Origin of the sequence: Paenibacillus azoreducens (assembly GCF_021654775.1) — a bacterium.
GTDB classification, from domain to species: domain Bacteria; phylum Bacillota; class Bacilli; order Paenibacillales; family Paenibacillaceae; genus Paenibacillus_AQ; species Paenibacillus_AQ azoreducens.
In genome coordinates this window covers 3,211,772-3,236,804 of the sequence record NZ_AP025343.1, presented here as the reverse complement: position 1 = coordinate 3,236,804, position 25,033 = coordinate 3,211,772, and the positions used below count along the sequence as shown (strand labels likewise).

Sequence of the window (25,033 nt, the reverse complement as noted above, 5' to 3'; positions counted from 1 at the left end):
AAAGACATGCGATGAGAGCAAAAAAAGCGGCATCAGGAATCACTCCTAAAGCCGCTCAATAGATGCCCCATCGATCTTTTGAACAGCAACTGATCTCCGCGGGCCATATTTAGTCCTGCCAAACTCAGACAATTATCTATACTGCTTCATTTTTCTCATCGTTTCGATGTCCCCGCTCACGATTGCGCCGATAAATTGATTGATGACTTCGATATCGTAATCCCACCATTGGATGTCCAGCAGCTCCTGAATGACCTCCGGCGCAAATCGCTGACGAATGACTTTAGCAGGATTGCCGCCAACGATGGTATACGGCTCCACGTCTTTAACGACGACGGCTTCAGCGGCGATGATCGCTCCGTCTCCGACATGGACGCCCGGCATAATGGTTACCCGTCTTCCAATCCAGACATCATTGCCAATGACCGTATCGCCTTTAAGCTTGATCTCTTCCAGCGTAGGCGTAAACGCCTCCCAGCCTCTGCCGAAAATATTAAACGGATAGGTAGAGCCGTTCATTCGGTGGTTGCCGCCATCCATCATAAACCTCGTTTCGGGAGCGATCGAGCAAAATTTGCCGATAATCAGCTTCGTTCCAAACAATTCGTAGTTGTAGAGCACTTGATCCTCAAACGACTCCCCATTTGCCGAATCGTAATAGGAGTAATCGCCAGCGATAATATTCGTCATCGTCACCGTGTTTTTAATAAACTGCAGACTGGTGTTGCCTGGTATCGGGTACTTCTCTGAAGGATTTGGTCCTGTCATAAAAAAATATCTCCCCTCTTCATTTTCTTCGAGCTTTGTCCTGTCAAACATTAAAAACAATCATCTGCATGCAAAAAACCTCCTCATCCGATATTCGGACAGGAGGCGGCATACATCAAAAGACGGACTGTTTCCAATATGAAACGTCTTCATCCTTCTGAAAATATATAAAAGCCCGCACTAATCCTATCCGAAAAAGAATCGCAAACACGATTTTTCTCTGCAGACAGGATTAATGGATCATTGGCTTAAGGTCACCCTTTCTTAATAAAGGATTTTTGCAAAATTCGATGCCAGTATCTCACAGGATTTTTGCAAAATCCTCAACGGATTACAGTAACTTTAACATAGGATAAAGCTGGAATCAATATCCTCATATGCACCGGATTCAAATACGGGCTACTCGTAGCGAATCCCATTCGAAAGTTCCTGCAGTTTGGTTTCATCCAAAATATAGATGGTATCCCGCTCCCTATATATAACGCCCTGTTCGGTTAAATTCAAAATTACACGATTCAAATGGCGGGACGTCGTGCCGATCAAATCCGCGATTTCCTGCGTATTTGTTGTCCGGATTTCCTTGCCGAAGTTGTTTTTCTCCTGCAGTGTGGTCAGCAGATAACTGGCAAACCGGTTTTCGACGGAAGCCAGCAAATTTACGCGCGAGGCTGTCGTGCAAGTTTGAAGTTTGTAAGTGACCTCCTTAAGCAAAGACATCAAAAACTTCGGGTCCAGCATAAGGTGTTCCTCTATATAAGTAAATGGAATCGCGATGCATTGGGTAGGACAAACGGCTTCGACCTGGGACTGCACGCCAACCTTTTGAATCAGCTCAATGTCCCCCATAACCGCAAACGGCTCACAAAAGCGCAGAAGCAGCGATTTTCCGGTCTGAACGCTGGATGAAATTTTCACTTTTCCTTCTACAAGGAATAACAGGGCATCCATCGCGTCACCTTCTTCAAGGACAATCTCCCCTTCGTCATAGCTCCGCAGTTCAAATGGAATGCCATCCTTTGAAGTAAACAAGCTGGCGATATCGAATTCATCTAATTTGGCGTGAAGCTGCTGTTTATGATGTATGATTTTCATTCAAAGCTATCCTTTCAGGACATTTGTCCTTCCTATAGTCAGCGAGGCTGTTTATGATGAAAACAAAAACAACGAGGATGTGTCATATGAAATTTGTGTTTGATCTGGACGGTACCCTCTGTTTTCAAGGAAAACCGTTAAGCGATGTCATCATTAACGCACTTGATGAGCTAACGCATTGCGGACATGGGGTTATTTTTGCTTCCGCTCGCCCAATCCGCGATCTTCTCCCCGTCCTTCCGGAGCATATGCATGCTTATCCGCTGGTTGGCGGAAACGGCGCTTTTGTCGCTAACAACAAGCATATCATTTCAACGGTTCATTTTGAAGAAGATGTCAAAAACGAAATTTTGGCGATCATTAAAAATTATGGTTTGAAATATTTAATTGACAGCGAGTGGGACTATGCCTATACAGGCAGCGACAACCATCCGATCCGGCGCAACGTCGATCCGCAGCTGCGGGCGAAGCAGGTTGACCTTGCTACCATGGACATCATCGTGAAGATTGTGCTGCTCGATATCCCAGACCACAAGGTCATTTTGGATCGGCTTGCAAAGCTGCCCATCGTTATCCATGAACATGGCAATGAAGGCATTTTGGACCTGAGTCCTCAAGGAATCGATAAATGGAGCGGGCTTCAGCAGTTGGGACTGCAAGACCGGACTTATGTTGCATTCGGAAACGATGCCAATGACATCTCCATGTTTCAGCATGCGCACACTTCGGTCATGATCGGTAACCACCCGGAATTGGGAAGTTATGCAGCCGAACAAATACCTGCCGACGAAACGTCGATTGCCCGCAGATTGCTTGCTTTTTGCAGGTTGGAAGAAACGGCAGCCGCATCGTATGACAGGGCAAAAAGCACATTCCGCTAAACAAGCGGGATGTGCTTTATTTTTGTTGCCAGACAGCCAGGGTACCGCATCCGAATCTCATCTTAATCGAGTCCTAATCAAGTCCCAGACTATCATTAAATGCTGCATGAAGGGAACCATACCGGTTTTGAAAGAATTCCACGGTCCCTGCTCCAACATTGCGCCCATGATTCAGAAAAAGAACTTGATCCGCTGCAGTTTCGGCTGCTTCGAGCTGATGCGTGGAAAAAATGACCGCACTGCCCTCCTGCCTCACCTGCTTCATCAGCTTGATCAGTTCGCGGTTCCAGAAAGGGTCCAAGCCGTTTGTCGGTTCATCCATCATCAGCAAAACCGGTTTGACAAGCAGAGCCTGTGCGAGGAGCAAACGCTGACGCATTCCTTTGGAGAAGGAACTCACTTTCTTTCTCTTTTCATGTTCAAGTCCGACCATCTCCAGCAGCTCGCTGATCCTTTCTTGCGGAACCTTGCGCAAAGCCGCCCAGAAGGACAACGTTTCCTCAGCGGTGAGTCCATGTTGAAACTGAAAGTCATCGGGCATGTAGCCGATTTGCTCCGCATACAGCTTTCTGTTCTTTTTCCATTCCAGATCGTTTACGGTAATCCTACCGGCAGTTGGCTGCATCATCCCCGCGATCATTCGCAGCAGTGTGCTTTTTCCCGCTCCGTTCCCGCCGCATAATGCCAGAATGTTTCCTTGGTTCAGAGAAAAGGATATCTCCTCGACGATATTTTGCCGCTTGATCCGTTTGGATACTCCCTCTACTACAACGACTGCTTTATCCACGAAAGCGCCCCCTCTCCCAAGCCCAATAGACGGCAGAAATGGAGCAGGTTATCCAGACCGAGCATACCAGAGCAAACATCCAGCTTCCGCCCGGCCCTTGAATCCATTGGACCCAAGTGTAATATGCCGGTCCCAATATCGAACCTCCGCCCAAACGAATCACAACAAACAGCCGCACCAGCTCGGCCGGATTCAAAAACGTCGCAGCTGTCAAAACCGGTTTGACCCATAGGTAGGGAACAAAGTTTAAAACAGAGAGCAAAATCGTAGACCAGCCGATCACCGCAAAAAACCAAACGGATACCGAAATGGTTAACGCCTGCCAGCGATTGCGGGATATCGAGCCTATAAACATCGCCACACATAAAAAAAGCAGGACCAGCAAGCATGAGAACACCAAAAACAGAAAAAACGTTTGAATATCAAAGTTTGCGCCTATAACCCAGCTGATCACGCCCATCAGACCGTAGCCAAAAGCGACGATAACCAGAAGCACCACCGCGATCCCGATAAATTTCCCGGCAACGAACGAAAGCGTGCCAAGCGGATAGGTGGACAGCAGCTGCCAACTGCCGTCCTCCTTTTCCGAGGTAAGGGAAAACGAACCAATCAGCAGCGTCATTAGCGGCAAAAGATATAAGGTCAGACTGAGCATCGAACCCGTAATGCCCGAATATCCCTGAATGAAGTTTTGCGAGTTGATGATAAGCAAACATAAGCTAAATGTACTGAATAAGACCAGAAAAGAATACGCCCAGGGGTTGCGGAATCCAATTCTTATTTCCCTTTTGGCCACATGCAGTAAGTCCGACATTTTCCCTTCCCCCAGCCTTCCGATTATTTATGGCTTTCTTCCTTCTTATGATCCTCCATATCGGATTGGCCGTCCTTTTCCTTGTGTTCATCCATATCTTTCATATCTTTCATATCTTTCATTCCATCCATATGTTTTGAACCTTCGCCTTCATGCTCCATCATCATTTTCATCATGTCTTTGTTTTGTTTCCAGTCATGGGCTTCCAGCTCTTTGGCATCCATGATTTTACCGGCTCCTTGCTTGGCAACGAAGTCTTCCGCCGATTTCTTGTCCTTAAAGCTGATAACCCCGTATGCCATAGGCGTACGGATGGAAGCATCATATACATAAGTGGCCTTGTCATGCTCTATCCAGGATTTATCGTTATAATCGCGTACGAAATCCATGCCCAGCTTTTCCTGCGCATGTTCCTTTTCCCAGTTTTCCATACAGCCAATGTCGTCAAATTTATAGTTTTTACCGTCCGCCATTGTGAGCTGCGTGGCGTAGGCATCATCCTTCACCTGCATTTTGCATTCGGCGCAAATATCGACATCCTCGTTGATGGATACAGCCTCGTATTTCTTGTCTCCGCAAGCGCTCATCATAAGGGCGCCCAACGCCAACATCGCGACAGGCATCCATGCTCTTTTGATTTTCATTTTCGAATTCCCCCTAAACTAATGGTAAAAACTGAAGTTAACAGTAGAATCAATCCAATAATCAAAACGCCCATACCGCCATCATTAGAGCTGCGACCGGTGGACGGCAGAAGATCCGGTTTCATCAGCGGAGAATCATCTGCTGCAGACGCCTTTCCGCCAGCGGCAAAAATATCGCTTAAAAAAGTCATGCTCGGCGATTGGAAAAACAATTGATACGCGCTATTTCCGGCAATCACGCGCTGAAAAAACGGTTGAATGCGGTATGGAATATCGCTCAGGCCGTCATTCGTCACATCAAGTCCTTGAAAGGAATCCCAGTAATTTTCCGTCAAACGGTTGGCATCGCTCTCCCGCTCCGTCGCTTCGATCACATTGGATACAAAAGTATTGCGGCGCATCAGATTGTTCTTGGCCTGGATCATCTGAATGCCCACGAAGTTTTGCAGCAGCGCATTTTCCGCAAGCCGGTTCCCCTCAGCCCGTTCCATATAAATCCCGACCCGGTTTCCTTCGATCACATTTCTGTCGATCCGGGATTCCCGCACGTCATACAGCAGCAACCCCTGGGAGTTCACGTTCCCGCTCTGTTTTCGGAACATGTTGTCCGCGATATCCAAATTCGAAACCTCCATCACCATCGCCCCGGTAATGTTAAATTCGCCTGAATTATGGGTTACGCGGGAGTCGTCTATGTACATGAAGTGGATACCATACCTTGAATAAGAAACCTCATTTCCATTTACGGTTTCATTCCGGCCTTTTTCCATATAAATCGCATCTTTCATAAAAGCGATTCTATTATTTAAGATTTGGTTATCCTGAGAGTTGTAAAGATCGATTCCATTCCCCTTTTTCCCAATGCGAACGGGCTGATCCGCAAAAAAGGCGATGTCATTGTTTCGAATCACGGATTTGCTTGCGTCACGCAGCATGATGCCATGCCTTTGAGTCCTGATCTTAAGCTGTTCCAATTGGACCGATTGGGCATGAACCTCAATACCGGCCGTTTCGCCTTTCCCCTGATGCCGGATATTCAATCCTTGCAGCCGAGTCCCGTTTGCTTGAATGGTAATGGCGGAATTAGGACTGGTATTGATTATGGTTGCACCTCCGCCACTCTCTATGGCAATGGATTTGCCGATGGTGACTGGACCAAGGTAGGTTCCCGGGGCTAATCGAATGACGTCTCCCGCCCGGGCCTGATCAATCATGGGCTGCAGCGGGATGGCAGCGGATTCAGCATCGCCTGCAAAACCTGTACCTGGATTCAAGACAGCGAAACATGTCAGCAATAAAACAGCAATGATGAAACGAAATTTGGACAGCAGCTTGACCCCCAATCCGATTTACGTTACTTTACATATTCTACAAAAGTAAATATCCGTACCAAATAGCCCGATGTGGCTAAAATCACCAATAAATTGTGTACACTTTGTGATCTACCGCATTGCACTTTGTTTTATTCCCTCTCCTTCTATCCGGACTAGAGAATGATCTTATCAAGAACATGCCATTTGACAATTTGAATTCAAACATGAATAATATCTCTTGGAGAGATATTATTCATGAAGCAGGTGATAAAACTTGAATAAACAAAGCGATACAAACGGGAACTTGGATGCCGAATCAAAAAATCCTTTGGAGGAGGAATTCGATTTAACCCCGACCGCATGGACGATTTTGGGGTTTCTATCTTTGCAGCCGCGAAGCGGTTACGAAATCCGGGAGGCCGCGAAACGGTCCGTTCATTTTTTCTGGGGAGTTAGTGACGGGCAGCTCTACCCTCAGCTCAAGGTGCTTGAATCCCTTAAGCTGATTGAAGCGCCCCACGGGGCCGAAGGACCTCGCTCCCGTCAGCGGTGGCAGCTCACGGCCAGAGGCCGGGAAGCCCTTCGAAGCTGGCTGGCCGCCCCGTCTGCGCATATTCAGATCCGGGATGAAAATCTCGTTAAATTTTTGTTTGCCAGCCTGGAAGGACCGGAATTTTTGCTGCATTTGATCCGTGAACGCCGGGCAAGCTTCGAATGGTTCCGTAATACGATGGAAGCCGTGCAGCCCGGCAGTTTTTGGGACGATCCGGAGAATGCTTCAAGGCTCACCGGTCCGGCCATGCTTAAGCGTTACGGCATAGAGTTTGCCGAGACCGTATTAAACTGGTGCGATCAGGCCGAAGAAGCTCTACTTTCCGATCCCAACACGTCATCGCTAAATTCAGGGAGGAAATGAATATATGCTCAATAATCATGAAACTCGCACACAAAAACCCTCTGCGGTATCCTTTGCCCAAATTTTGATTTATTTAGCCGCAGTCTTAAATATCGTCAATGGCATTTACTCGTTTGGGAGCACGGGAATCATCAAAAAATTACTGTGTATTGGCATGATCGTTTTCGGCGCCGCAGCCTTTTGGGTGGCAGCACGCCTTGGGCATCCTCATAGATCCCGGCTTACTGCAGCCATTGCCCTTTCGATTATCCTCATTATTCTGCGACTGCTGGAGTTCTCCGTTTGGCATAATATCGGATTTTTGCTTGGCGTCATTCTGCCGATTCTTGTCATCTGGAGATTAAACAGCGCCGAAGCCAAATCCTGGTTTAGGTGAACACCCGGGATATCCGGCCAACTTTACCCTATCCGATTGGAGCTGATTCTACCAATTATGACCATATACGCAGCTTTACTCCGCGGCATTAATGTTGGCGGACATAACAAAATTAAGATGGCTGAGCTAAGAAGCGTTCTCGAAAATGCCGGATGCAAGCAGGTTCAAACCTACATCCAAAGCGGAAATGTCGTATTGGCCTCAGATCTGGATGCCGATTCCTTGCGGGAACTCATCGAAAAAGAAATCAGCGGCGCATTCGGACTCAATATTCCCGTGATCATCCGCAGCAGCACGGATTTTGCGGCGATTATGCAGCAGTGCCCCTATGATGAACCCTCGCTTCAGGAAGGCGAATCCATCCACGTATCGATGCTATCTGGCGTTCCCGCTGCCGAAGGCATGGAGCGTTTGGCTGCAGTTGAACGCGGCATTGACGAGTACCAAATTATCGGCGCGGATTTGTATCTGCTTGCACGCAACAAATTTAACGAATCCAAGCTAGCCGGCAGCTTAACCAAACTGGGCACGCCCGGAACGGTGCGCAACTGGAATACGATGAAGAAGCTGGCAAGCATGCTTAATGCCCTTGAAAATTAACGACAAAAAGCGAAGGAAATCATCCCATGTTTATCATGGGGTGCCCTTCGCTTTTATTGCTTTATCAAGCTCTAAATGTGAATGTGTTACCGGATTAAATCAACCGCATCCTGAGATACCCATATCTTGTTCTGAATTATGACGGTGAGCGCGTTCAGTTTGATTGTTTTTCCGTCCATGACGGCAATATTTTTATCGATCGGAAGCTTTAGCAATTGCCCGCCTTTTTTGACCACAACGACCGGGTTCTTTTTATCCGACTTGTCGAGGGCGACTTCCGCCCCCTTCTCCGTAAACTTCCCCGCGGATACAAACAAGCTCTTCTCCAGCGGAGCTAACTGCAAACCGGTAATCTCCTGAATGTATTTATTGACGTCGATATTCTGAACTACCCCGCTATGCGCATAATCCGTAGGTTTATAGTTATTCGGGTGGTAAGCAAAGAGGCCGACTTCTTCCGACGTATGGTCCTCGGTCGAGAAACTGATGCCGATCCGTTTTCCTAACATGCTGCCTATGACGGGCGACAAATTATCTTTGAGTCCTTTCCGCACCGCTACGGTTTCTTCTTTGGTCAGATCGTTCAGACCGTATTCTTCGGCAAGTACTTGCTTGAAATTTTTCTCATTGATCTTGCCTTCGATGCCATAGCTGGTATGTTTCGCTTTGTTAAGAACCGCCATTAAATCCTTGGCCGTGTCGTAATTGGTCATATTCAGCCCGCCGGTCGCGTGGTCGGAAACGGATAAAACGGCGGTATGCCCGTCTTTTTCGGCAAAATCAACCGCTGCCTTAAATGCTCTGTCAAAAGCCAACGTCTCGCTGATAATGCCGACCGGGTCATTGTCATGTCCGAACCAATCGATCTGGCTGGCTTCCACCATCAGAAAAAAACCTTGATCATTTTGCGAAAGCTTGTTGATCGCCGTTTCCGTCATTTCTTTTAATGATGGCTGCTGCTGTGGATCGAGATCAAAATCGGCGTCGAGCGCTTCCTTGTTAAACAGCCCCCATAGTTTGCCGGTTTTGCTGTTCATGAGCTCCTTTTTGGTTGTCACATATTCATATCCATTGGCTTTAAGCGCTTTGGTGAGATCTTCCCCGTCTTTGCGGTTCATTTTCCCATTTCCCGGAACCAAGTAATCCGCTCCCCCGCCGAGCAGAATATCGACACCGCTATACACCATCTGCTCCGCAATGGATTCTGCATTTTCGCGCGAATACGCATGGCTCAAAAAGGTAGCCGGTGTCGCATCCGTCAACTCGCAAGTGAACACGACGCCCGTGCTTTTTCCGCTTAACCTCGCGGCGTCCACCAACGTCGGTAAAGGTTTGTTCATATCCTGCTGCGGAACCTTATCGATATAGGGCATGGTCGTTTTATCCGGCAAAATGGAAACCGTCTCGCTTTTGGCTTTATGCCCCGTTGCATAGGCCGTAGCCCCGGCAGCCGAATCCGTGGTCAGCGAATCCGTCGCATACGTCCTGACAAGCCCGCTAAAGTGCTTATCCATCTCCAGCGGTTTTCCCCCCTGATACCAACGTGCCAGGTTCACATCCGACAGGCTCATCCCGTCCGTGATGAAGAGAATGACGTTTTTCACTTCCTTGCCGTTGCCTTCCTTTAAAGCCGCAGAGTTTCCTTCAGCAAATGCCGCCCCTTGGCATAAAGCCATTAGGCTGACGGACAGCAAGCTGGCGCATATCCCCGTAATCCACTTTTTTCGCAATCCGATTCCCTCCGTTTCAAGGTATATGTTACGTTTACAGTGTATCGCAAGCCTTCATTTTTACTCAGCACGAATTCTCTTCTGCAAGGCAATTTTTATACATATATTACTTTTCTTTTTTAATAGCGGTTATCATGCCATACAATAGCGGGGGAGCCTGCAAGTAAAATCGAAATATTCAAGATACAGCAGCGCAAAAAAGACGAACCGTAGTAATCCCAGTCCGCCTTTTTTCATATTTACGCCTCACATGTTGTTACCCTTTCGTTCCGCCCTGCATGCTGAATCCTTTGGACATAAATCGCTGAGAAAGAATATACAGCATGATCGACGGTATGGCATAAAGCACGGAAAACGCCGCCAACCTACCGTAATCCACCATGCCGTATTGACCAAAAAACTGATACAACTTCAGGGAAGCGGGGAATTTCTCCGGTGTTTGCAGCAAAATGTAGGGGACGAAAAAATTGCCCCAACTGCCCGAGAAGGTAAAAATCGCAACCGTGCAGATACCGGGTACCATGAGCGGCGCGATGATTTTCCTGATGCCGGTAATCACCGATGCTCCGTCCACCCATGCCGCCTCCTCCAAATCTTCGGGAACGGAATCCATGAAGTTTTTGATCATCCAGATTCCGTACGGCATGGACGAAGCGACATAAAAGAGCACCACCCCGACATTGTTGTCATACAGCTTCAAGCTCAAAAACAGCTGGTACACAGGCACCATCACGGCTGTAATCGGCAGCGAAGTCATAAATAGAATGGTCAGCATAAACGGCTTTTTGAATTTCAGCTGATAACGGGACAACGGATACGCCGCCAATACTGCGAGCAAAACCACGATGACGGCTTGACCAAGCGACATCAAAAGGCCGATGACAAAAGAGCGCTGATTCTCGCTGCTGGTGAGCACATCCGCATAGTTCCCGGCGGTTAACTGCTTGGGCATTTTCAGCGATTGCATCGCATTGGGGTCGACGGATGCTACCAGCACCCACAAAAGCGGCAGCAGAAAACAGATCCCGATAAACGCTAAAATGACATAAGGCAGGATTCGGTATATGAGCTTGCGCTGTTTCGTGTTCATACGAAACCTCCTTTACTCTTTTAACGAACGGATATAGAACAGACTAAGCACGATGCCAAGCAGCAGAAGCAGGAGCGAAATGGCGGTTCCATAACCGAGCTGGTAGTTCACGAAAGCCTGGTTGTACATAAAGATCGGCAGAGTCATTGTTGCCGTTCCCGGTCCGCCCCCTGTCATGGCGTAAATGAGGCCAAAAACGCCCAGCGTTTGCAGCGTGACGAGCATCATATTCGTCGTGATCGTTTCCTTGATATACGGAATGGTGATCCGGAACAAAATTTGCAGCTTGGATGCGCCGTCCACGACGGCTGCCTCTTCGATTTCACTGGGTACATCATCAAGTGCCGCCTGAAAAACCAGCATGGAAAATGCGGTACCATGCCAAATGTTGGCGAGTATGACCGTCAGCATCGGAACGGTGTAAAGCCAGGTGACGGGCGAGATGCCCAAAGACGTAATGATTGCGTTCAGCGTGCCTTCATCGCCGAAAAAACTGTACAAGCATAGAGCGCACACAATTTCAGGCGTAACCCATCCGGCCAAAACGACGGTCCCGATGATGCGCCGAAACGTCTTGTTTTTGTGCTTCATGAGCAGGGCGATCAGAAAACCGAGCACCTGCTGTCCAATCACCGCCGAACCGATCAGAAATACAAGCGTATTCCAGATGCTGACCCGTACTGTCGGGTCCTGAAACATCCGGGTGTAGTTATCCAATCCGACAAATTGCAGTTCCTTGGCCGCTTCCCCGGTTAGTGCAAGGTTCGTAAAGGAATAGAAAAAAGTGAGCAGGATCGGATAAATGAAAAACAGCAGCATGATGGCGATGGACGGCAGCAGAAAATAAATCCAGGTGATGTTTTTCCGTCTCCAATACGGAGTTGAAATAGGCACTCCTCCCATAGGCGTCTCTCCTTTCTGCTGTGAAGATAAGTAGGGCATGCCCGAACCTTGCACGAAAATGACGGGCAGGCACGGGCATGCCGGGACAATCATTTTTCCAACGTATGATTCTGACCGACGATTCGGGTCACATCCTGTGCATATTTCTTGGCGGCGTCTTCCGCTTTAGTGCCGGTAGCCACAGTTTCGACCATCGTTTGAATTTGAGTGGACACTTCCGGATATTTATCCTGGGCCGGTCTAAACTCGGCATTTTTCAAATATTCCGTCGCGATTTCATTAAACGGCATTTTGGTATATTCCGGATCTTTGGCTACATCGGCCCGTACCGTAATATTTCCGGACGAAATGACGAGCTTTTTTGTGTTTTCTTTGTTCAAAGCGAATTTGATAAAATCCCAGGCCTCATCTTTATGCTGCGCATTGCTTGGAATGGAAAGCGCCCAGCCGCCAGCCAGTGTAATCGTGCCCGGAGCCTGCCCTTTGCTTGTCGGCATCGGCGCGAATCCGAGGACATCTTTGTATTCCGGCCACGGAGCAGCTCCATTGTCCAAATAATTGCCCGTGATCCAGGATCCGTCCAGCGAGATCGCAAGCTTGCCTTTCGGCAAGTATTCACGGTTTGCGGTATTGCCTGCCTGACCGTTCAGGACTTTGGAGAGCGGCGGGCCCAGCTTCTCTTTGGAAATCGTCTCAATGAAGGTCAGGGCGTCGTTGATGCCTTGGCTTTTGACGATCCATTTTTTGCTTGCGTCATCATAAAGCCGTTCCCCCGTTCCGTACAGCAGCATTTCGTATGTCTGCATCGAGGTTGCTTCCCCCGTTGCTTTGCCGAGATTCATCCACATCGGAACGACATCGCTGCCTGCTTTGTCCTTGATTGTTCTGGCCGCATTCAACACCTCATCCCATGATTTCGGCTTCCAATCCTCTGGCAGGCCTACTTTCTTAAAAATCTCTTTATTGTACCAAAGCCCCCGCGAATCGGTATTGTACGGAACACCATATACTTTGCCGTCACTAGCGGTAACGCCCTTTTTCATCGCCTCGATAAACGAGCCGTTGCTCCAGTCCTCCCAACCTTTCAGCCTGTCATCGATCGGTTCAAGGAAACCGGCGCTTGCATCCGAATTCAGCATGAAGGTATCTTCGGTTACGATATCCGGCGCAGTATCCTTCGATTTGAGAGCCAGCGCGATTTTGGCGAAATAATCTCCCTCCGAAGCCTGGATCGGCGTCGGTTTGATCTCGACATCCTTATTGGGATACTCAGTAGAAATGTCTTTGATCCATTTGTACAATGTCCCTTTCTCGCCTGATCCGTCATCGCGATAGGTAATCGTAATCGTTTTCTTTGCAGTCGTCGCTGCGCCTTTGTCACCACTATCTTTGGCAGGAGCGGGTTTGCTGTCCGTTTCCTTGGGACTTGAACCTGAGCTTGTGCTTGAACCCGAGCTGGAACAGCCGACCGCCAGAACCAACAACAATGCCGCGGGCAGCAGCCCCCATTTTCTTTTTGCATCCTTCATCATGAACCCTCCTTTGATAGAAAGCGTTTCCGTTTTTAATCCTTATTTCGCTTTGTCCGCAATTATTCAATCAGGATTTAAAAAAGAATGAAATGGGCGCTTCAAATTTCACCACTACTATTGATCTAGTTATGCGGAATTTAATAGATTTTTGTAAGGTCACTGCCTGCCCTCCCCTGCCTATAGGCCTATTCCCCACTCTTTGGAAATGTTCTAATTTATGTTCATATACAACTTTTTTAGATTTTCATTAACCTTCGGCATTAATCGCTGTTTTGCGACAGGTACAATTGACGGCATCTGCCAAACCTGCTCCTAAAGGCTGTCAGCCTTCAGTCTCATACCAGAATAATGTAAAAATTGTAAAATGAAAGTGTTTTCTACTAGTGTTCAATTAAATCTATGTAAAAGGGGGATCGTTTTTGCTAGATTTCAATTTTAAATAAAGGGAGGACATGATTTGAGTAAAAGGCCATCCAAAATCCGTACTTTTTCCTCGCTGCTGCTGAGCACGCTGCTTGCGGTAGGCATTGCTTACCCGAATGCGGCAGCTGCATCGCCATCTGCGATCAAACTACCGGAAAATACGAAAATTCAGCTGGATTCGTTGTTGAAACATAGCGAATTAAAAAAGGACTTGTTGAAGCAAAACAAGATTTCCGGCCTAAACACTTTTGAAGCCTCCGAAGAACCGCAAAATTATGTACCGGAATCCAGCAGCAGCGATTTGATCACCGTCATCGTCCAGCTGCAAAAAGACCCGATTAAAGTGTATGAAATGAATCCATCCCTTAAATCAGCCCCTTCCATCAGCAGCTACAGCACCCAGTTGAACCAGGAGCATTTCTCCTTTAAATCGGCAGCCCTGTCCAAAACCGGCGCCCAATTCAACCGGGAATACTCCAAAGTGTTTAACGGTTATGCGGTGACGCTTCCTGCCAATCAGGTGGACACGCTGCTAACATTGCCGGGGGTTAAGGCGATTTTCCCTAACGAAGAAGTACATGCGTTGCCGATTGAGGATGACCATGATTTTTACCCGATGATGGACAAAAGCGCCCCGCATATTGGCGCAAGCGATATGTGGAAGTCCGGATTCGAAGGCAAAGGCATCAAAGTAGGCGTGATCGATACCGGCGTGGATTATCGCCACCCCAGCTTGAAGGATGCCTATAAAGGCGGATATGATTTCGTGGACAATGACGGGGATCCGATGGAAACGCCGCCTGACCCAACCAAACCGCCTCGGGACGGCAAGCCGTATGAAACCTCCCATGGCACGCATGTATCCGGCACAGTACTCGGCCGCGGCAATCCGGACCATCCGGAAGAAAAGGGCTGGGTTCGCGGCGTAGCGCCCGGGGCCGACCTGTATGCGTACCGCGTGCTCGGCCCTTACGGCAGAGGCAGCACGGAAAATGTCATTGCCGGCATCGAAAAAGCCGTAACCGACGGCATGGATGTCATCAATCTCTCGCTTGGCTCCGACACGAACAATGCGTATAGTCCTGACGCGATCGCAGTGGACAACGCGGCCCTGGCCGGCGTAACTGTAGTCGTATCTAACGGCAATGCCGGTCCAAAAGACAATACTGTAGGCACGCCTGGTACGGCCCAAATGGCTATTTCCGTCGGCGCTTCGACACCGCCGCTGCAAACGCCTATTTTTAATTCGTCTGCGCTAGGCATCATTTATGCGCAATTGGCTGCCACATCTTCCGCCCTGGAAAAAGAAGGCGAAGATCTGGTGCTCGTGAATGCCGGACTCGGCAAACCTGAGGATTTCAGTGCGGTGGATGTCAAAGGCAAAGTCGCTCTCATCTCCCGCGGCGATATCTCTTTTGCGGCGAAATCGCAAAATGCCGCCAAAAACGGCGCCAAAGCCGCTATCATCTATAACAATGCTCCCGGAGAGATTGGTGGCGCGACGCTAAATGGGGAACCAGGTACCGTTCCGACCTATACCATTGCGCAGGACAACGGCCTGAAGCTTAAAGAGGCCGTCGATAAAGGCAACAATCATGTAACATTCAATTACAAAAAGGAGCAGGATCTGCTCGCCGATTTAAGCTCAAGAGGCCCTTCCCTGCCGAACTATAGCATTAAACCGGATATCACTGCGCCTGGCATAGGCATTAAATCTTCCATTCCGGCTTATGGCGGGGATTATACCAATGCTTACGAATCGATGCAGGGAACCAGTATGGCAGCCCCGCATATTTCTGGATCCGCCGCGCTTTTGCTGGAGAAAACCCGCAAAGAAGGTCTGAAACTGGGGCCGGAGGAAATCAAGGCGCTGCTGACCAATAACGCATTTTCGATGAAAGACCGTCAGGGCCGGACCTATAACGTCAACGAACAGGGCGCCGGACGCGTAGACTTGAAAAGCTCTGCCGAAGCTCAAGCGATTGTCAAAGTCGAAGAAAAACTGCCGGCCCAGCTTCAGAGCGATAAACATGCAACCGCATATTCTGGCAGCTTGTCCTTCGGGCAAGTAAGCGCTGGCAAAACCGAGACCCGAAAGCTGGTAATCGATAACATCGCCCACATTGACCAACATTACGGTGTGTATGTCAACTGGAGCGGCAGCCACGGCTTAACGCTTATTCCGGATATTTGCGATATCAAGATGAAAGCCGATCAGGCCTCTGCCGCATTGTCGGTCACGCTCACCATTCCGGCAGGAACGGCCGATGGCATGTACGACGGGCAGCTCGAATTTACGCAGATGAAAACCGGCCACAAGCTGCATGTTCCGTTCAGCGTATTTGTAGGCAAAAAATACGACCAGGACGGAATATCGAATATCGACATTGACCCGATCTATCTGTCAACGGCGGAAGGCGGTCATGGCACAGAAGTATATTACTCGGTGAATAAAAAACTCGACAATTATCAATTTGTTGCTTTCCGTTTTGAGGAAGATGGAACAACTCCCGCTGTCGGAATCGTCTACAAAGATGAATTCGAGAAAAACCTTGAGCCGTATTACTATTCATTTAAATGGGATGGTACCGTATATCCGTTGGACGGAAAACCAAAACCGTTCAAATTAAGTCCGGACGGAGAGTATGTACTCGTGCCATACGTCTTTGAGCCGGGTGATGAAAATGGGAAGCTTCTAGCAAAATCCGGCAAGGCTTTCCTTGTAGACAATACGGCGCCTGAGACCACCTTGCCAGATAAAGTCGAGGTAAATCCGGACAAACCTGATGTCGGAATATTGAAGGGCGAGATTGAAAACGATCTTCTTATCGAATACTTCTTTGACGGTACGAATTTGCCGGATCTGGTCCATGTTAAAGCGAAGGCTGGTTTGGATAAGGATCATTTGAAAGAATACACGGGAACCGTAGACAATAAAGGCAACTTTAAAGTTGAAGTTCCGCTGCAAAAGGGCCTGAACCATATTCAGCTCTTCGTATATGACGATGCGGGCAATGGTTCATCGGCACCGGCCAAAACGTATGAATACAATACCGATCAAGCTCCTGTGGATCAAACGACAGAGGTTGGACTGACTGCAAAGTCTTCCAAGGTCAACATTAATGAACCGATTGAGGTCAGCGTTAATTTCAACGGTAAAGACGAAGTACACTCCATTGCCTTTGACTTGGAATACGACGCCAAGCTTACAAGCGATCAAACGGCTGCGGATGCAAACGAACCGGATTCCACGCAAAAGATCATCCAAGAAAACTTTGAATTAGATACACCTGCTGCTAAAGGGACAGCCAAGACATTCACGTTCCATGCGACTGAAGCAGGAAAATACGCCTTTACGGTTAAAAATGCTGTCCTGACAGGCGCAGACAAAAAACAGATTCCTGTAAAAGTATCTGAAGGCATAACGGTTGAGGTTGTGGCTGCAGAAGGCGGAAACGGCGATGATTCCCAAACTCCGCCAAAAGAATCCGACCCGTCACCGGAACAACCGCCTGTCGATCCGGTTGATCCGCCTGCGAACCCTGATAAGGATCCCGGTGCACCGGCAACTCCAACGCCAGGTACAGATCCGATTCAAGGTCCTGAACAAGTTTCCGGTTCCTATCATGTAACGAAAGCGAAGTTGGCTGCTGGAAACGTTGAGTCTACCGCTGATGTACCAAAAACGCCTGCACTTAGCCCATGCCCGAAACCTAATCCGGATCCAAAACCAGGCCCGGATCCAGATCCTGGCACAAATCCAGGAACCAACCCGGGCAGCGGTTCCGGCAGCGGCTCCAGCTCAACGCCTTCGCCAGTGTCGCAAGGAATAAAAGTGAAAGCCGGAGTGCTGACGGACAAAGGTACAGGCGATCAAAAATCTGCTCTTCTGAGCGTTGATTCTGCTTACATTACCGATCAGTTGAACAAAGCGGACAACAAAACGGTGATCGTGGACATTACCGATGTTACCGTCGACTCCAAATATCCGCTGGTTATTGATTGGAGCAGTTCGCTGACAGATCAGCTTCTAAAAGCTAAAAAACCGCTCATCATTAAAGGCAAAGGCTTTGAAATTTTGATTCCGGCCGATGATATTAAGAGCTTTGTCGTTAAAGACAAGCTTAACATCAGCATCCGTTTCGGCGGCGCACCGGCAGGCACTCCGCAGGCGCCGAACGGCGGAAGCGCAACTTTCGTTTCCAATGCCTTAACGATTAACGAACCTGCTACAGCATTAGCCGTGCCGCTGATGATTACGCTTGACCTTGATACGTCCAAAGTGACAAACCGCAATAAAGTCGGAATTTTCGCGCAAAGCAGCGATGGAACATGGAAATATGTCTTGGCAGGAAGCAAAGCCCCTGGACTTATTTCATTCCAGGTTTCCAAGCTGGGCACATTTGCAGCTGCCGAAACCCTCAAAACCTTTGCCGATATTTCCAATCACTGGGCCAAACATGAAATTGAAGTGATTGCCTCCCATTATTTAGCGAATGGCAAGGATACGGAAAATACGTTCAAGCCGAATGATCAAGTGACGCAGGCCGAATTCCTGTCTCTGCTCGACCGCCTTCTCGGTACGGGCAAAACCTGGAGCGACCGGTCGGCGGAACAAAATGCAAACCACGCGTTGACCCGCGAGGAACTGGCCGTTCTGCTTGCTAACGCTCTGGGTGCAAGCCCTGGCAATGCGTCATCCGATCTTTCCTTCAAGGATGCCGGCAGCATACAGGAAGCAGCCAAAGGAGCCGTCGCCTATTCTGTGCAAAAAGGCTACCTTCAAGGCAACCCGGATCATTCCTTTGATCCGAAGGGCAAATTAACGAGAGCCCAAGCTGGCGTTATCCTTTACCGTGTACTTCAAGATATTCAATCCAAATAAAATCAATCAAGAAAGCAGCAGGCACGCGGAGTTCATTCTCCGTCCGGGCCTGCTGCTTGCTATTTTATCTCTTATCCACCTGCAGCAATGTTATTTCCTTCAAAGCATACGTATCCTGCAGCCTCTCCTCTTTGATAACCCCCAGCTTAACCAGGCCGGCAATCTTCGCAGGATCGGATTTGGACAACATCCGCCATAACTCCGGATCAGGCAGCGCCCCATACAGCTTGGCATCATCAAATTCCTTCCTTGCTTGCGAAATCAGCTTTACCCGGTAAGGACCCGCGGCAAATTCCGATGTTTCTTTTTCCTGGCAAAAACTTATAATTTGATCACGCAGTTCCTTAAGTTCCTGTTCGGTCTCTTTTTGCTGCTGCTTCAGCTGATAATATCTTTTGACAATCTTGTCCACGCCCTCTTCACGCTCCCCTCCCCTCCATTCATATGCAGGGCAGGGTTCGAAAAGGACGGAAAATGATCAATGGATCTTTGGAGAGTATGGGATCAAGTTTGTTTTGCTATCTGTACCATACAGCATATAAGTTTACATAATTATATTTATGGTAATTTAAGATCCTTTTTTCTTGTGTTGTTGATAAAAACGTGAATAGCAGGTGTTTTAGTAGTAAGCTCCCAGGTACGGTAAATGATTTTTCTATTGTGAATTTTTCATATGATGATTTTTTGACATATTGAATTACATAAGGTTGCTGCCGTTTATAAATTCAACTTCGAATAGGTTTATTTTCTTGCGTAAACTACGTTCCCGTTCACGACCGTCATTTGGACGAGATCTTCAAGAAGAATATCCGGATTTCCGCCGAACGGATCCTGCATCAAAACCGTAAAATCCGCCGCATATCCTTCCCCGATCAGGCCATGTGTTCGTTCATGGCAGGCTGCAAAGGCGCTTCCTTTGGTATATATAGAGATTGCTTCATACATCGTGAGCTTTTCCTTTTCTTCATAGACGGTTTTCTGGCCGGGTTTTGTCCGCGTTACTGCCGCATGAATGCCTTCGAGCGGCGACACCTTCTCGATCGGTGCATCAGAGCCTCCTGCACAAGGGATGCCTTCTGCCAAAAGAGTATGCCAGGCATAAACCAGCAGCCCTTGGGGATCGCCGATCCGTTCCATCACCCACGGGAAATCCGATGCCACAAAACTTGGCTGAATGTCGGTTATGACAGGCATCCTCTTCATTTGTGCAACCAGTTCGGGACGGAGGATCTGTCCATGAATCAGCCGGTCTCTTTTTCCTTCAGGACATGGATACTTCTCCAGATATTTGAGCACCTTTTCGGCTGCCGCATCCCCGATGGCATGAGAGGCAACAGCTAAGCCATGCTGTCTCGCCTTTATAACCAGACTTTCCAGCTCATCATCCGAATGTACCGCAACACCGTTTGTCGTTGGATCGTCCGCATACGGCCGGCTGAGCAGAGCGGTTCTTCCGCCGAGCGCCCCATCCGCAAACAGCTTCATGGCTCCAAATTCAAGCAGCGACGATTCAATATACTCGCCTCTGTGCTCTCGCAGCCACTCGTCCAGCACTAAATGATGTACGAGCAGGTGCGCCCGAAAATGCTTGTGCCGCTCATGAATGACGCTATGAAATGCGTTCATGGTTCGGGTGCAGCTCCCGTAATAACTTAGATCCTCCGTATGGCCGCCCGTTAAACCTTTGGACCAGCAGTCTTCAATCGCCGCCTCCAACGCTGCTGCCAAATATTCATCCGTCGCACCGGGCATCGCTCCAAGCACCAGCTCCTGGGCTTGCTCTTTGAGGATGCCGTTTAATCTTCCCGCAGCGTCCCGCCCCAATACACCACCGTTCGGTACGCGAGTATATTCGTTCACTCCCGCCGCGGCAAGCGCGGCCGTGTTGACAGCAATCGCATGCCTGCACACTCTCCGCAGGAGGACCGGGTGTCTGGGTGCGACCAAATCCAGCAGCTCCCGTTCAGGCAAACCTGAATCCGTCCATTCATTTTCATTCCAGCCTTCGCCGATGATCCATATGCCTTCCGGCAATATCTCGGCTTGTGCTTTCACCCGTTCAATTGCCTCTTCCCTGCTCCGGCAGCCGCCTAATTGCAATTTGAGAAAAGTCTCCCCATGTCCGATTAAATGCATATGGCTGTCCACAAAACCAGGGAACATGACACCGCCCCGCAAATCTTCGACATGATCTATTTGCCCGCGATACTTATTCTCCAGTTCGGCCAATGCACCGGTCCCCAAAATAACTCCGTTTTCGGTATATACCGCCTCAACAGTTTGTAGTTCCGCCTTCATCGTGTAAATTTGGCCGCCCTTCCACATTGTTCCCATAGAATCCCCTCCTTTTGCGGTTCTCAAATCATTTCCCGTATAACTTTTTTCGCTATGCGCCCATCATACATATACATCTTAAAGCTTTTTATATCTTGATGTCACGAAAGCTTTATAGCTATATAAGTTGAACCAATGAATTGTACAGATTGAAGGCAGCCGTGTGAAATGTTCTTTCGATCGCTGTTGCTCCCAGATTTCTATGATTTGAACCTATCTATGGTAGAAATCCACTCACAAAGGCGAGCGCTTCGCTTCTCCAGAATCATTTCTCCCTCTTGCCTATTTCTTGTCCTTTTCTATAGTTCAATTTATATAGCTTTGCACAATAGACGCACAATGTATCTTTCCTTTTGTGAATTTTTCATATGATGATATTTTGGAACTTGAAAATTATAAAAAAGAGACTGCCCCCGCTATTGAACTGCACCCCGTCAAGTAGACAGTACAAAAAATAAAAATCAATTAAGCGGCCTTTGTCCTGAATTCCATCGGACTGAGGCCGTTTAGTTTTGCTTGTAATCGTTCGTAATTGTAAAAGTGGATATAGGCCTGGAGGTCTTTTTCGAGCTCCTCAAAGGTATGGTAGGTGTGTAAATAATACTTCTCGCATTTTAGGGTTCCCCAGAAAGATTCCATTGGACCGTTATCGATGCATCGTCCAACACGTGACATACTCTGAGTCATTTCGTCATCGTCCAAGAGCTTCTTGAAATCCAGAGAGGTATATTGGAAACCCCGGTCGCTATGAAGCATGGGCTTGCTTCCTGGTACTTCTTGCAAGGCCCGTTTCAACGTCTGAAATACAAGAGGTTTGTTATTGGAATGCCCGAATACATAGGAAACGATGGATTTATCATAAAGGTCGAGAATAGCGCTTAGATACGCTTTTTGGCCATTGCCGTACTTGAATTCCGTCACATCCGTAACCCACTTTTCATTTGGCGCATCTGCAGTGAATTTGCGGTTCAGCACGTTCTCTGCCACCTGCTGTGGGGTGGATCTCGCATATCTCTTTTTCTTCCTCCGGATGACAGATTGAATTCCTTGTATCTTCATCAGCCGGTACACGCGCTTTTGGTTAATCGTTTTTCCCGTTTGGCGGCGCATGTGCAACGTTAATTGACGGTATCCAAAGGTACGCTCGACTTTCTCATAAATGGACATCATGACATGCGTTAACTCTGCATTCTCCTGCTCATGGGAACTGGGCTTGCGATTTAGCCACTTGTAATAGCTTGAACGTGAAATGTCTGCAATGTCACACAGCAGCTGAACGCTGAACAACGCTTCTTCCTGAAGCGCTTGAATAGTAAGATAGACGTTCTCATGACGGTATTGGCTTAGCTTCGCCTCCTTTGGAATTCCCGTAACTTTTTTAGAAATGCATTCTCCGCCCGAAGCCGCTCGATTTCATACTCCATCTTTTTCATCTCGAGTTTTTGGCGATCGGCCTCTGTTAGTTCCTCCGGCGCTTTCTTTCTCCCCCGGCCATCCTTTAACGCATCCTGACCGCCATTCTCAAACTTCTTCACCCATTGGTAGACTTGCTGGTAGGAGACCTGAAAATGGTCCGCTGTCTTACGGTAGTCATACTGATGAGCAAGACAGTATTGCACAATATCGATCCGTTCCTGCCAAGTCGTCGAACGCCCCTTCGTCATTGCTTTCGCTCCTCCTGAGTAAGCTTTTAAGCTGCTATGACGATTATACTCCTTAATCCAGTTGGAAAGCTGCGTTCTGCTTGCAATCTTGTATTTATCGATGATCTGATATTGAGACAATCCTCCCTCTATGTAATCCTTCACCGCTTGGAGCTTAAGCTCAGCGCTATAATTTCGATTATGAGTGCGTTTCTCTAACCCTTCATAACCATACACCTTGTAACGACGCCGCCATTTCGCCAAAGTCGTTTTGGTGATACCGTATTTCTCGGCTGCAGCTTTAACGCCAATTTCCCCGCTTTCGATTTCACCAATAATAACGAGTTTCTCTGACGCATCATATTTTTTATTAGGCATAAAAAAGCCCCCTTACAGTAGCAGGTTTTATTATTTCACCTGTCTACCGTAAGGGGAGCATATCACTATATTTACAATAGCGAAAAGGACAGCCCCTTCGAATTACTCAGTTTATGTTATTTGGCCGCTTCTTGTCCGGCAATGCGCCCGAATGTAATCGCATCGGCAATCGCGTTCCCGCCTAGACGGTTCGTACCGTGAATAACGCCGGTTACTTCACCAGCTGCAAACAACCCTGGTATCCGCTCGCCCTTCTCATTCATGACTTGTGTCGTCTTGTTGATTACAAGTCCGCCCATTGTATGGTGAACGGAAGGTACGGCTTTTTCAATATAGTAAGGACCTTTGCTCATATCCTTCAAGCCCGCGCGGTGTTTGAAGTCTTCATCCTTACCCGATTTGGCGAATTTATTGACACGGTCAATGGTTTCTTGCAGCGCCTTCGGATCGATTTTGAAGAATTCTGCCGCTTCCTTCAATGTATCGGCTTTGTATAGGACGCCTTCCTTAACGAGCATATCATATTCGTCCTTATGCACTTCTACCGTTTTGCTGATATCTCCGATGTCCTGATTCCACAATTGGTAAGCGTAGCCGCCTTTTTGAGCCAGAATCGCTCTGGAGATGACGTCGCGGCGTTCCAGTTCTTCAACGAAGCGTTTACCGCTCTGATTGACGAGGATTGCTCCGTCAAAACGGCTATCTGCAACCAGCGAAATAACGCCGGTCACAGGATTGCATACCGGATAAGTCTGGATACTCTCCATATTGGTCAAGGCAGCGCCAACAGCTTGCGCCATGACGATACCATCCCCGGTCGAACCCGGTGCATCCGTAGTCATATATTTCTCATCGAATTCCGGATTGTACTGCTTTCTCATTTCAACATTGGATCCAAATCCGCCTGTTGCAATGACTACACCTTTATTTGCATGGAATGTAATCTTAGTGCCATTCGCTCCAGTTGCTTCTACGCCGTTCACTTTACCGCTATCATCTGTGAGCAATTTTTCAGCCTTCGTATTCGTCTTCAGATCGATGCCCATGTCATCCAGCTTCGTCTTTAGTTTCGTAATCAATTCAGCACCGGTATGTCCTTCAGGAATAAGCGCACGCTTAACGGAATGACCGCCGAACTGGAACAGGTGATCTTCCAGGAAATTTACTTTGATATCATTTTTCAACCATTCTGCAGCAGCGGTCGCATTCTCGGCAAGCACGCGAACCATTTCCGGATCGCCGACATTGTCTCCGCCTTTAAGCGTATCTTCAGCGAACAGATCCACACTGTCTTTGATGCCCATCTTCTGTTGTACCCATGTGCCCGCAGCGTTCATCTCGCCACCGGAAATCAACGTGTTTCCGCCTACGGTAGGCATTTTCTCCAATAGAACGACGGAAGCCCCTGCCTGCTTAGCCTCCAGAGCCGCGCTGAATCCAGCGCCTCCGGCACCGATAATGACGACGTCATAGGTTTGCTCGGATGGCTCGTCCGCTGTGTTCTTATTAGCAGCCTGCTTCGCAACCAGCGTCAATCCAGCCTTCGCGACTGCATCTTTAACGGCATCAATATAACCCTTACTTGTCAAAGTCGAGCCGCTGATCGCATCGACATTTGCATTGTTCGAATCGATCATCGTTTCTTTTAATTCTTTATATACAGGCTCAGCCAACACTTTATTTTCATTCTGTTCAAGAACTTTAATGTCTTTCATTTCATTGTTCTCGAACGTAACTTCTACCTTAATTGCACCATGCTTACCGTCACCTTCGCCGATAGCGGTAACGATGCCGCTCTTTTCGCCTTCGTTGCCGGCCACTTTGCCGTTGTTGTTCCCACTGCCGCATGCTGACAGCATGACGACTAAGCTCAGGATAAGTATGATACTCCCGAAAGACTTCATCTTCTTCATGTCTGCATTTA

General features: G+C 48.2%; 20 protein-coding genes. 5 read left to right on the top strand and 15 right to left on the bottom strand.

Annotated features, from left to right (window positions below):
- Window positions 1–132: 132 nt before the first annotated feature.
- Both vat(I) and L6442_RS14135 read right to left on the bottom strand, forming a co-directional pair.
- Window positions 133–768, bottom strand: coding sequence for a streptogramin A O-acetyltransferase Vat(I) (gene vat(I), locus L6442_RS14140; RefSeq protein ID WP_212981048.1), 636 nt, complete (start codon window positions 766–768; stop codon window positions 133–135).
- 399 nt (window positions 769–1,167) lie between these two features.
- Entirely contained in the window at window positions 1,168–1,860 is a 693-nt protein-coding gene (locus tag L6442_RS14135) for a Crp/Fnr family transcriptional regulator (RefSeq protein ID WP_212981047.1), read from the bottom strand.
- Between the two features lie 86 nt (window positions 1,861–1,946).
- Here L6442_RS14135 and L6442_RS14130 point away from each other — a divergent pair, with 86 nt between their 5' ends.
- The gene (locus tag L6442_RS14130) at window positions 1,947–2,741 is read left to right on the top strand and encodes an HAD-IIB family hydrolase (protein WP_212981046.1); all 795 of its coding nucleotides are present in this window, start codon (window positions 1,947–1,949) and stop codon (window positions 2,739–2,741) included.
- A gap of 73 nt (window positions 2,742–2,814) precedes the next feature.
- On the opposite strand, the gene ccmA is transcribed toward L6442_RS14130, so the two are convergent.
- The 4 genes from ccmA to L6442_RS14110 are packed head-to-tail and all read right to left on the bottom strand — an operon-like array spanning window position 2,815 to window position 6,260.
- Complete coding sequence (gene ccmA / locus L6442_RS14125) at window positions 2,815–3,528, bottom strand: heme ABC exporter ATP-binding protein CcmA (RefSeq protein WP_212981045.1); 714 nt, start codon at window positions 3,526–3,528, stop codon at window positions 2,815–2,817.
- The gene (locus L6442_RS14120; RefSeq protein ID WP_212981044.1) at window positions 3,521–4,342 is read right to left on the bottom strand and encodes an ABC transporter permease; all 822 of its coding nucleotides are present in this window, start codon (window positions 4,340–4,342) and stop codon (window positions 3,521–3,523) included. Before L6442_RS14120 ends, ccmA begins: the two co-directional genes overlap by 8 nt.
- Before the next feature lie 23 nt (window positions 4,343–4,365).
- Window positions 4,366–4,986 (bottom strand): nitrous oxide reductase accessory protein NosL, encoded by a 621-nt coding sequence (locus L6442_RS14115; protein ID WP_237100313.1) that lies wholly within the window; start codon window positions 4,984–4,986, stop codon window positions 4,366–4,368.
- Window positions 4,983–6,260, bottom strand: a complete 1,278-nt coding sequence (locus tag L6442_RS14110; protein ID WP_212981043.1) for a NosD domain-containing protein — start codon at window positions 6,258–6,260, stop codon at window positions 4,983–4,985. The genes L6442_RS14115 and L6442_RS14110 overlap by 4 nt, the downstream gene beginning before the upstream one ends.
- A gap of 313 nt (window positions 6,261–6,573) precedes the next feature.
- On the opposite strand from L6442_RS14110, the gene L6442_RS14105 reads away from it, so the two are divergent.
- Genes L6442_RS14105 through L6442_RS14095 form a run of 3 tightly spaced genes read left to right on the top strand, consistent with a single transcriptional unit; the run spans window position 6,574 to window position 8,191 of the window.
- Window positions 6,574–7,215 carry a PadR family transcriptional regulator gene (locus L6442_RS14105; protein WP_212981042.1) on the top strand — a complete coding sequence of 214 codons (642 nt, stop codon included), beginning with the start codon at window positions 6,574–6,576 and terminating at the stop codon, window positions 7,213–7,215.
- Between the two features lie 4 nt (window positions 7,216–7,219).
- Window positions 7,220–7,591, top strand: a complete 372-nt coding sequence (locus L6442_RS14100) for a hypothetical protein (RefSeq protein ID WP_212981041.1) — start codon at window positions 7,220–7,222, stop codon at window positions 7,589–7,591.
- Window positions 7,592–7,648: 57 nt separating this feature from the next.
- Window positions 7,649–8,191 carry a DUF1697 domain-containing protein gene (locus tag L6442_RS14095; protein WP_212981040.1) on the top strand — a complete coding sequence of 181 codons (543 nt, stop codon included), beginning with the start codon at window positions 7,649–7,651 and terminating at the stop codon, window positions 8,189–8,191.
- 86 nt (window positions 8,192–8,277) lie between these two features.
- Here the strand turns inward: L6442_RS14095 and L6442_RS14090 are convergent, their stop codons facing one another.
- The 4 genes from L6442_RS14090 to L6442_RS14075 form a co-directional block, all read right to left on the bottom strand.
- Window positions 8,278–9,921 (bottom strand): alkaline phosphatase, encoded by a 1,644-nt coding sequence (locus tag L6442_RS14090; RefSeq protein WP_237100312.1) that lies wholly within the window; start codon window positions 9,919–9,921, stop codon window positions 8,278–8,280.
- A 256-nt stretch (window positions 9,922–10,177) separates the two neighbouring features.
- Window positions 10,178–11,011 carry a carbohydrate ABC transporter permease gene (locus L6442_RS14085; RefSeq protein ID WP_212981039.1) on the bottom strand — a complete coding sequence of 278 codons (834 nt, stop codon included), beginning with the start codon at window positions 11,009–11,011 and terminating at the stop codon, window positions 10,178–10,180.
- A gap of 12 nt (window positions 11,012–11,023) precedes the next feature.
- The gene (locus L6442_RS14080; protein ID WP_212981038.1) at window positions 11,024–11,914 is read right to left on the bottom strand and encodes a carbohydrate ABC transporter permease; all 891 of its coding nucleotides are present in this window, start codon (window positions 11,912–11,914) and stop codon (window positions 11,024–11,026) included.
- Window positions 11,915–12,003: 89 nt separating this feature from the next.
- On the bottom strand, window positions 12,004–13,443 hold the full coding sequence (locus L6442_RS14075) for an ABC transporter substrate-binding protein (RefSeq protein ID WP_212981070.1): 1,440 nt from the start codon (window positions 13,441–13,443) through the stop codon (window positions 12,004–12,006).
- Between the two features lie 460 nt (window positions 13,444–13,903).
- On the opposite strand from L6442_RS14075, the gene L6442_RS14070 reads away from it, so the two are divergent.
- On the top strand, window positions 13,904–18,754 hold the full coding sequence (locus L6442_RS14070) for a S8 family serine peptidase (protein ID WP_212981037.1): 4,851 nt from the start codon (window positions 13,904–13,906) through the stop codon (window positions 18,752–18,754).
- A 64-nt stretch (window positions 18,755–18,818) separates the two neighbouring features.
- On the opposite strand, the gene L6442_RS14065 is transcribed toward L6442_RS14070, so the two are convergent.
- From L6442_RS14065 to L6442_RS14045, 5 genes are all read right to left on the bottom strand, one after another.
- A complete protein-coding gene (locus tag L6442_RS14065) occupies window positions 18,819–19,166 on the bottom strand; it encodes a hypothetical protein (RefSeq protein WP_194233945.1) in 348 nt (115 codons plus the stop codon).
- 329 nt (window positions 19,167–19,495) lie between these two features.
- On the bottom strand, window positions 19,496–21,088 hold the full coding sequence (locus L6442_RS14060) for an amidohydrolase (protein WP_212981036.1): 1,593 nt from the start codon (window positions 21,086–21,088) through the stop codon (window positions 19,496–19,498).
- A 465-nt stretch (window positions 21,089–21,553) separates the two neighbouring features.
- Window positions 21,554–22,453, bottom strand: a complete 900-nt coding sequence (locus L6442_RS14055; RefSeq protein WP_272880345.1) for an IS3 family transposase — start codon at window positions 22,451–22,453, stop codon at window positions 21,554–21,556.
- Window positions 22,432–23,109 (bottom strand): helix-turn-helix domain-containing protein, encoded by a 678-nt coding sequence (locus L6442_RS14050; RefSeq protein ID WP_212981627.1) that lies wholly within the window; start codon window positions 23,107–23,109, stop codon window positions 22,432–22,434. The genes L6442_RS14055 and L6442_RS14050 overlap by 22 nt, the downstream gene beginning before the upstream one ends.
- A gap of 116 nt (window positions 23,110–23,225) precedes the next feature.
- Window positions 23,226–25,022 (bottom strand): flavocytochrome c, encoded by a 1,797-nt coding sequence (locus L6442_RS14045; RefSeq protein WP_212977437.1) that lies wholly within the window; start codon window positions 25,020–25,022, stop codon window positions 23,226–23,228.
- Between the last annotated feature and the right edge of the window lie 11 nt (window positions 25,023–25,033).

Excerpts from the sequence above, each read along its gene's own strand:
- L6442_RS14050 (WP_212981627.1), bottom strand. The coding sequence starts at position 23,109 with ATGCCTAATAAAAAATATGATGCGTCAGAGAAACTCGTTATTATTGGT.
- L6442_RS14085 (WP_212981039.1), bottom strand. The coding sequence starts at position 11,011 with ATGAACACGAAACAGCGCAAGCTCATATACCGAATCCTGCCTTATGTC.
- L6442_RS14095 (WP_212981040.1), top strand. The coding sequence starts at position 7,649 with ATGACCATATACGCAGCTTTACTCCGCGGCATTAATGTTGGCGGACAT.
- L6442_RS14130 (WP_212981046.1), top strand. The coding sequence starts at position 1,947 with ATGAAATTTGTGTTTGATCTGGACGGTACCCTCTGTTTTCAAGGAAAA.
- L6442_RS14045 (WP_212977437.1), bottom strand. The coding sequence starts at position 25,022 with ATGAAGAAGATGAAGTCTTTCGGGAGTATCATACTTATCCTGAGCTTA.
- L6442_RS14100 (WP_212981041.1), top strand. The coding sequence starts at position 7,220 with ATGCTCAATAATCATGAAACTCGCACACAAAAACCCTCTGCGGTATCC.
- L6442_RS14120 (WP_212981044.1), bottom strand. The coding sequence starts at position 4,342 with ATGTCGGACTTACTGCATGTGGCCAAAAGGGAAATAAGAATTGGATTC.
- L6442_RS14075 (WP_212981070.1), bottom strand. The coding sequence starts at position 13,443 with ATGAAGGATGCAAAAAGAAAATGGGGGCTGCTGCCCGCGGCATTGTTG.
- L6442_RS14060 (WP_212981036.1), bottom strand. The coding sequence starts at position 21,088 with ATGGGAACAATGTGGAAGGGCGGCCAAATTTACACGATGAAGGCGGAA.
- L6442_RS14135 (WP_212981047.1), bottom strand. The coding sequence starts at position 1,860 with ATGAAAATCATACATCATAAACAGCAGCTTCACGCCAAATTAGATGAA.
- L6442_RS14080 (WP_212981038.1), bottom strand. The coding sequence starts at position 11,914 with ATGGGAGGAGTGCCTATTTCAACTCCGTATTGGAGACGGAAAAACATC.
- L6442_RS14115 (WP_237100313.1), bottom strand. The coding sequence starts at position 4,986 with ATGAAAATCAAAAGAGCATGGATGCCTGTCGCGATGTTGGCGTTGGGC.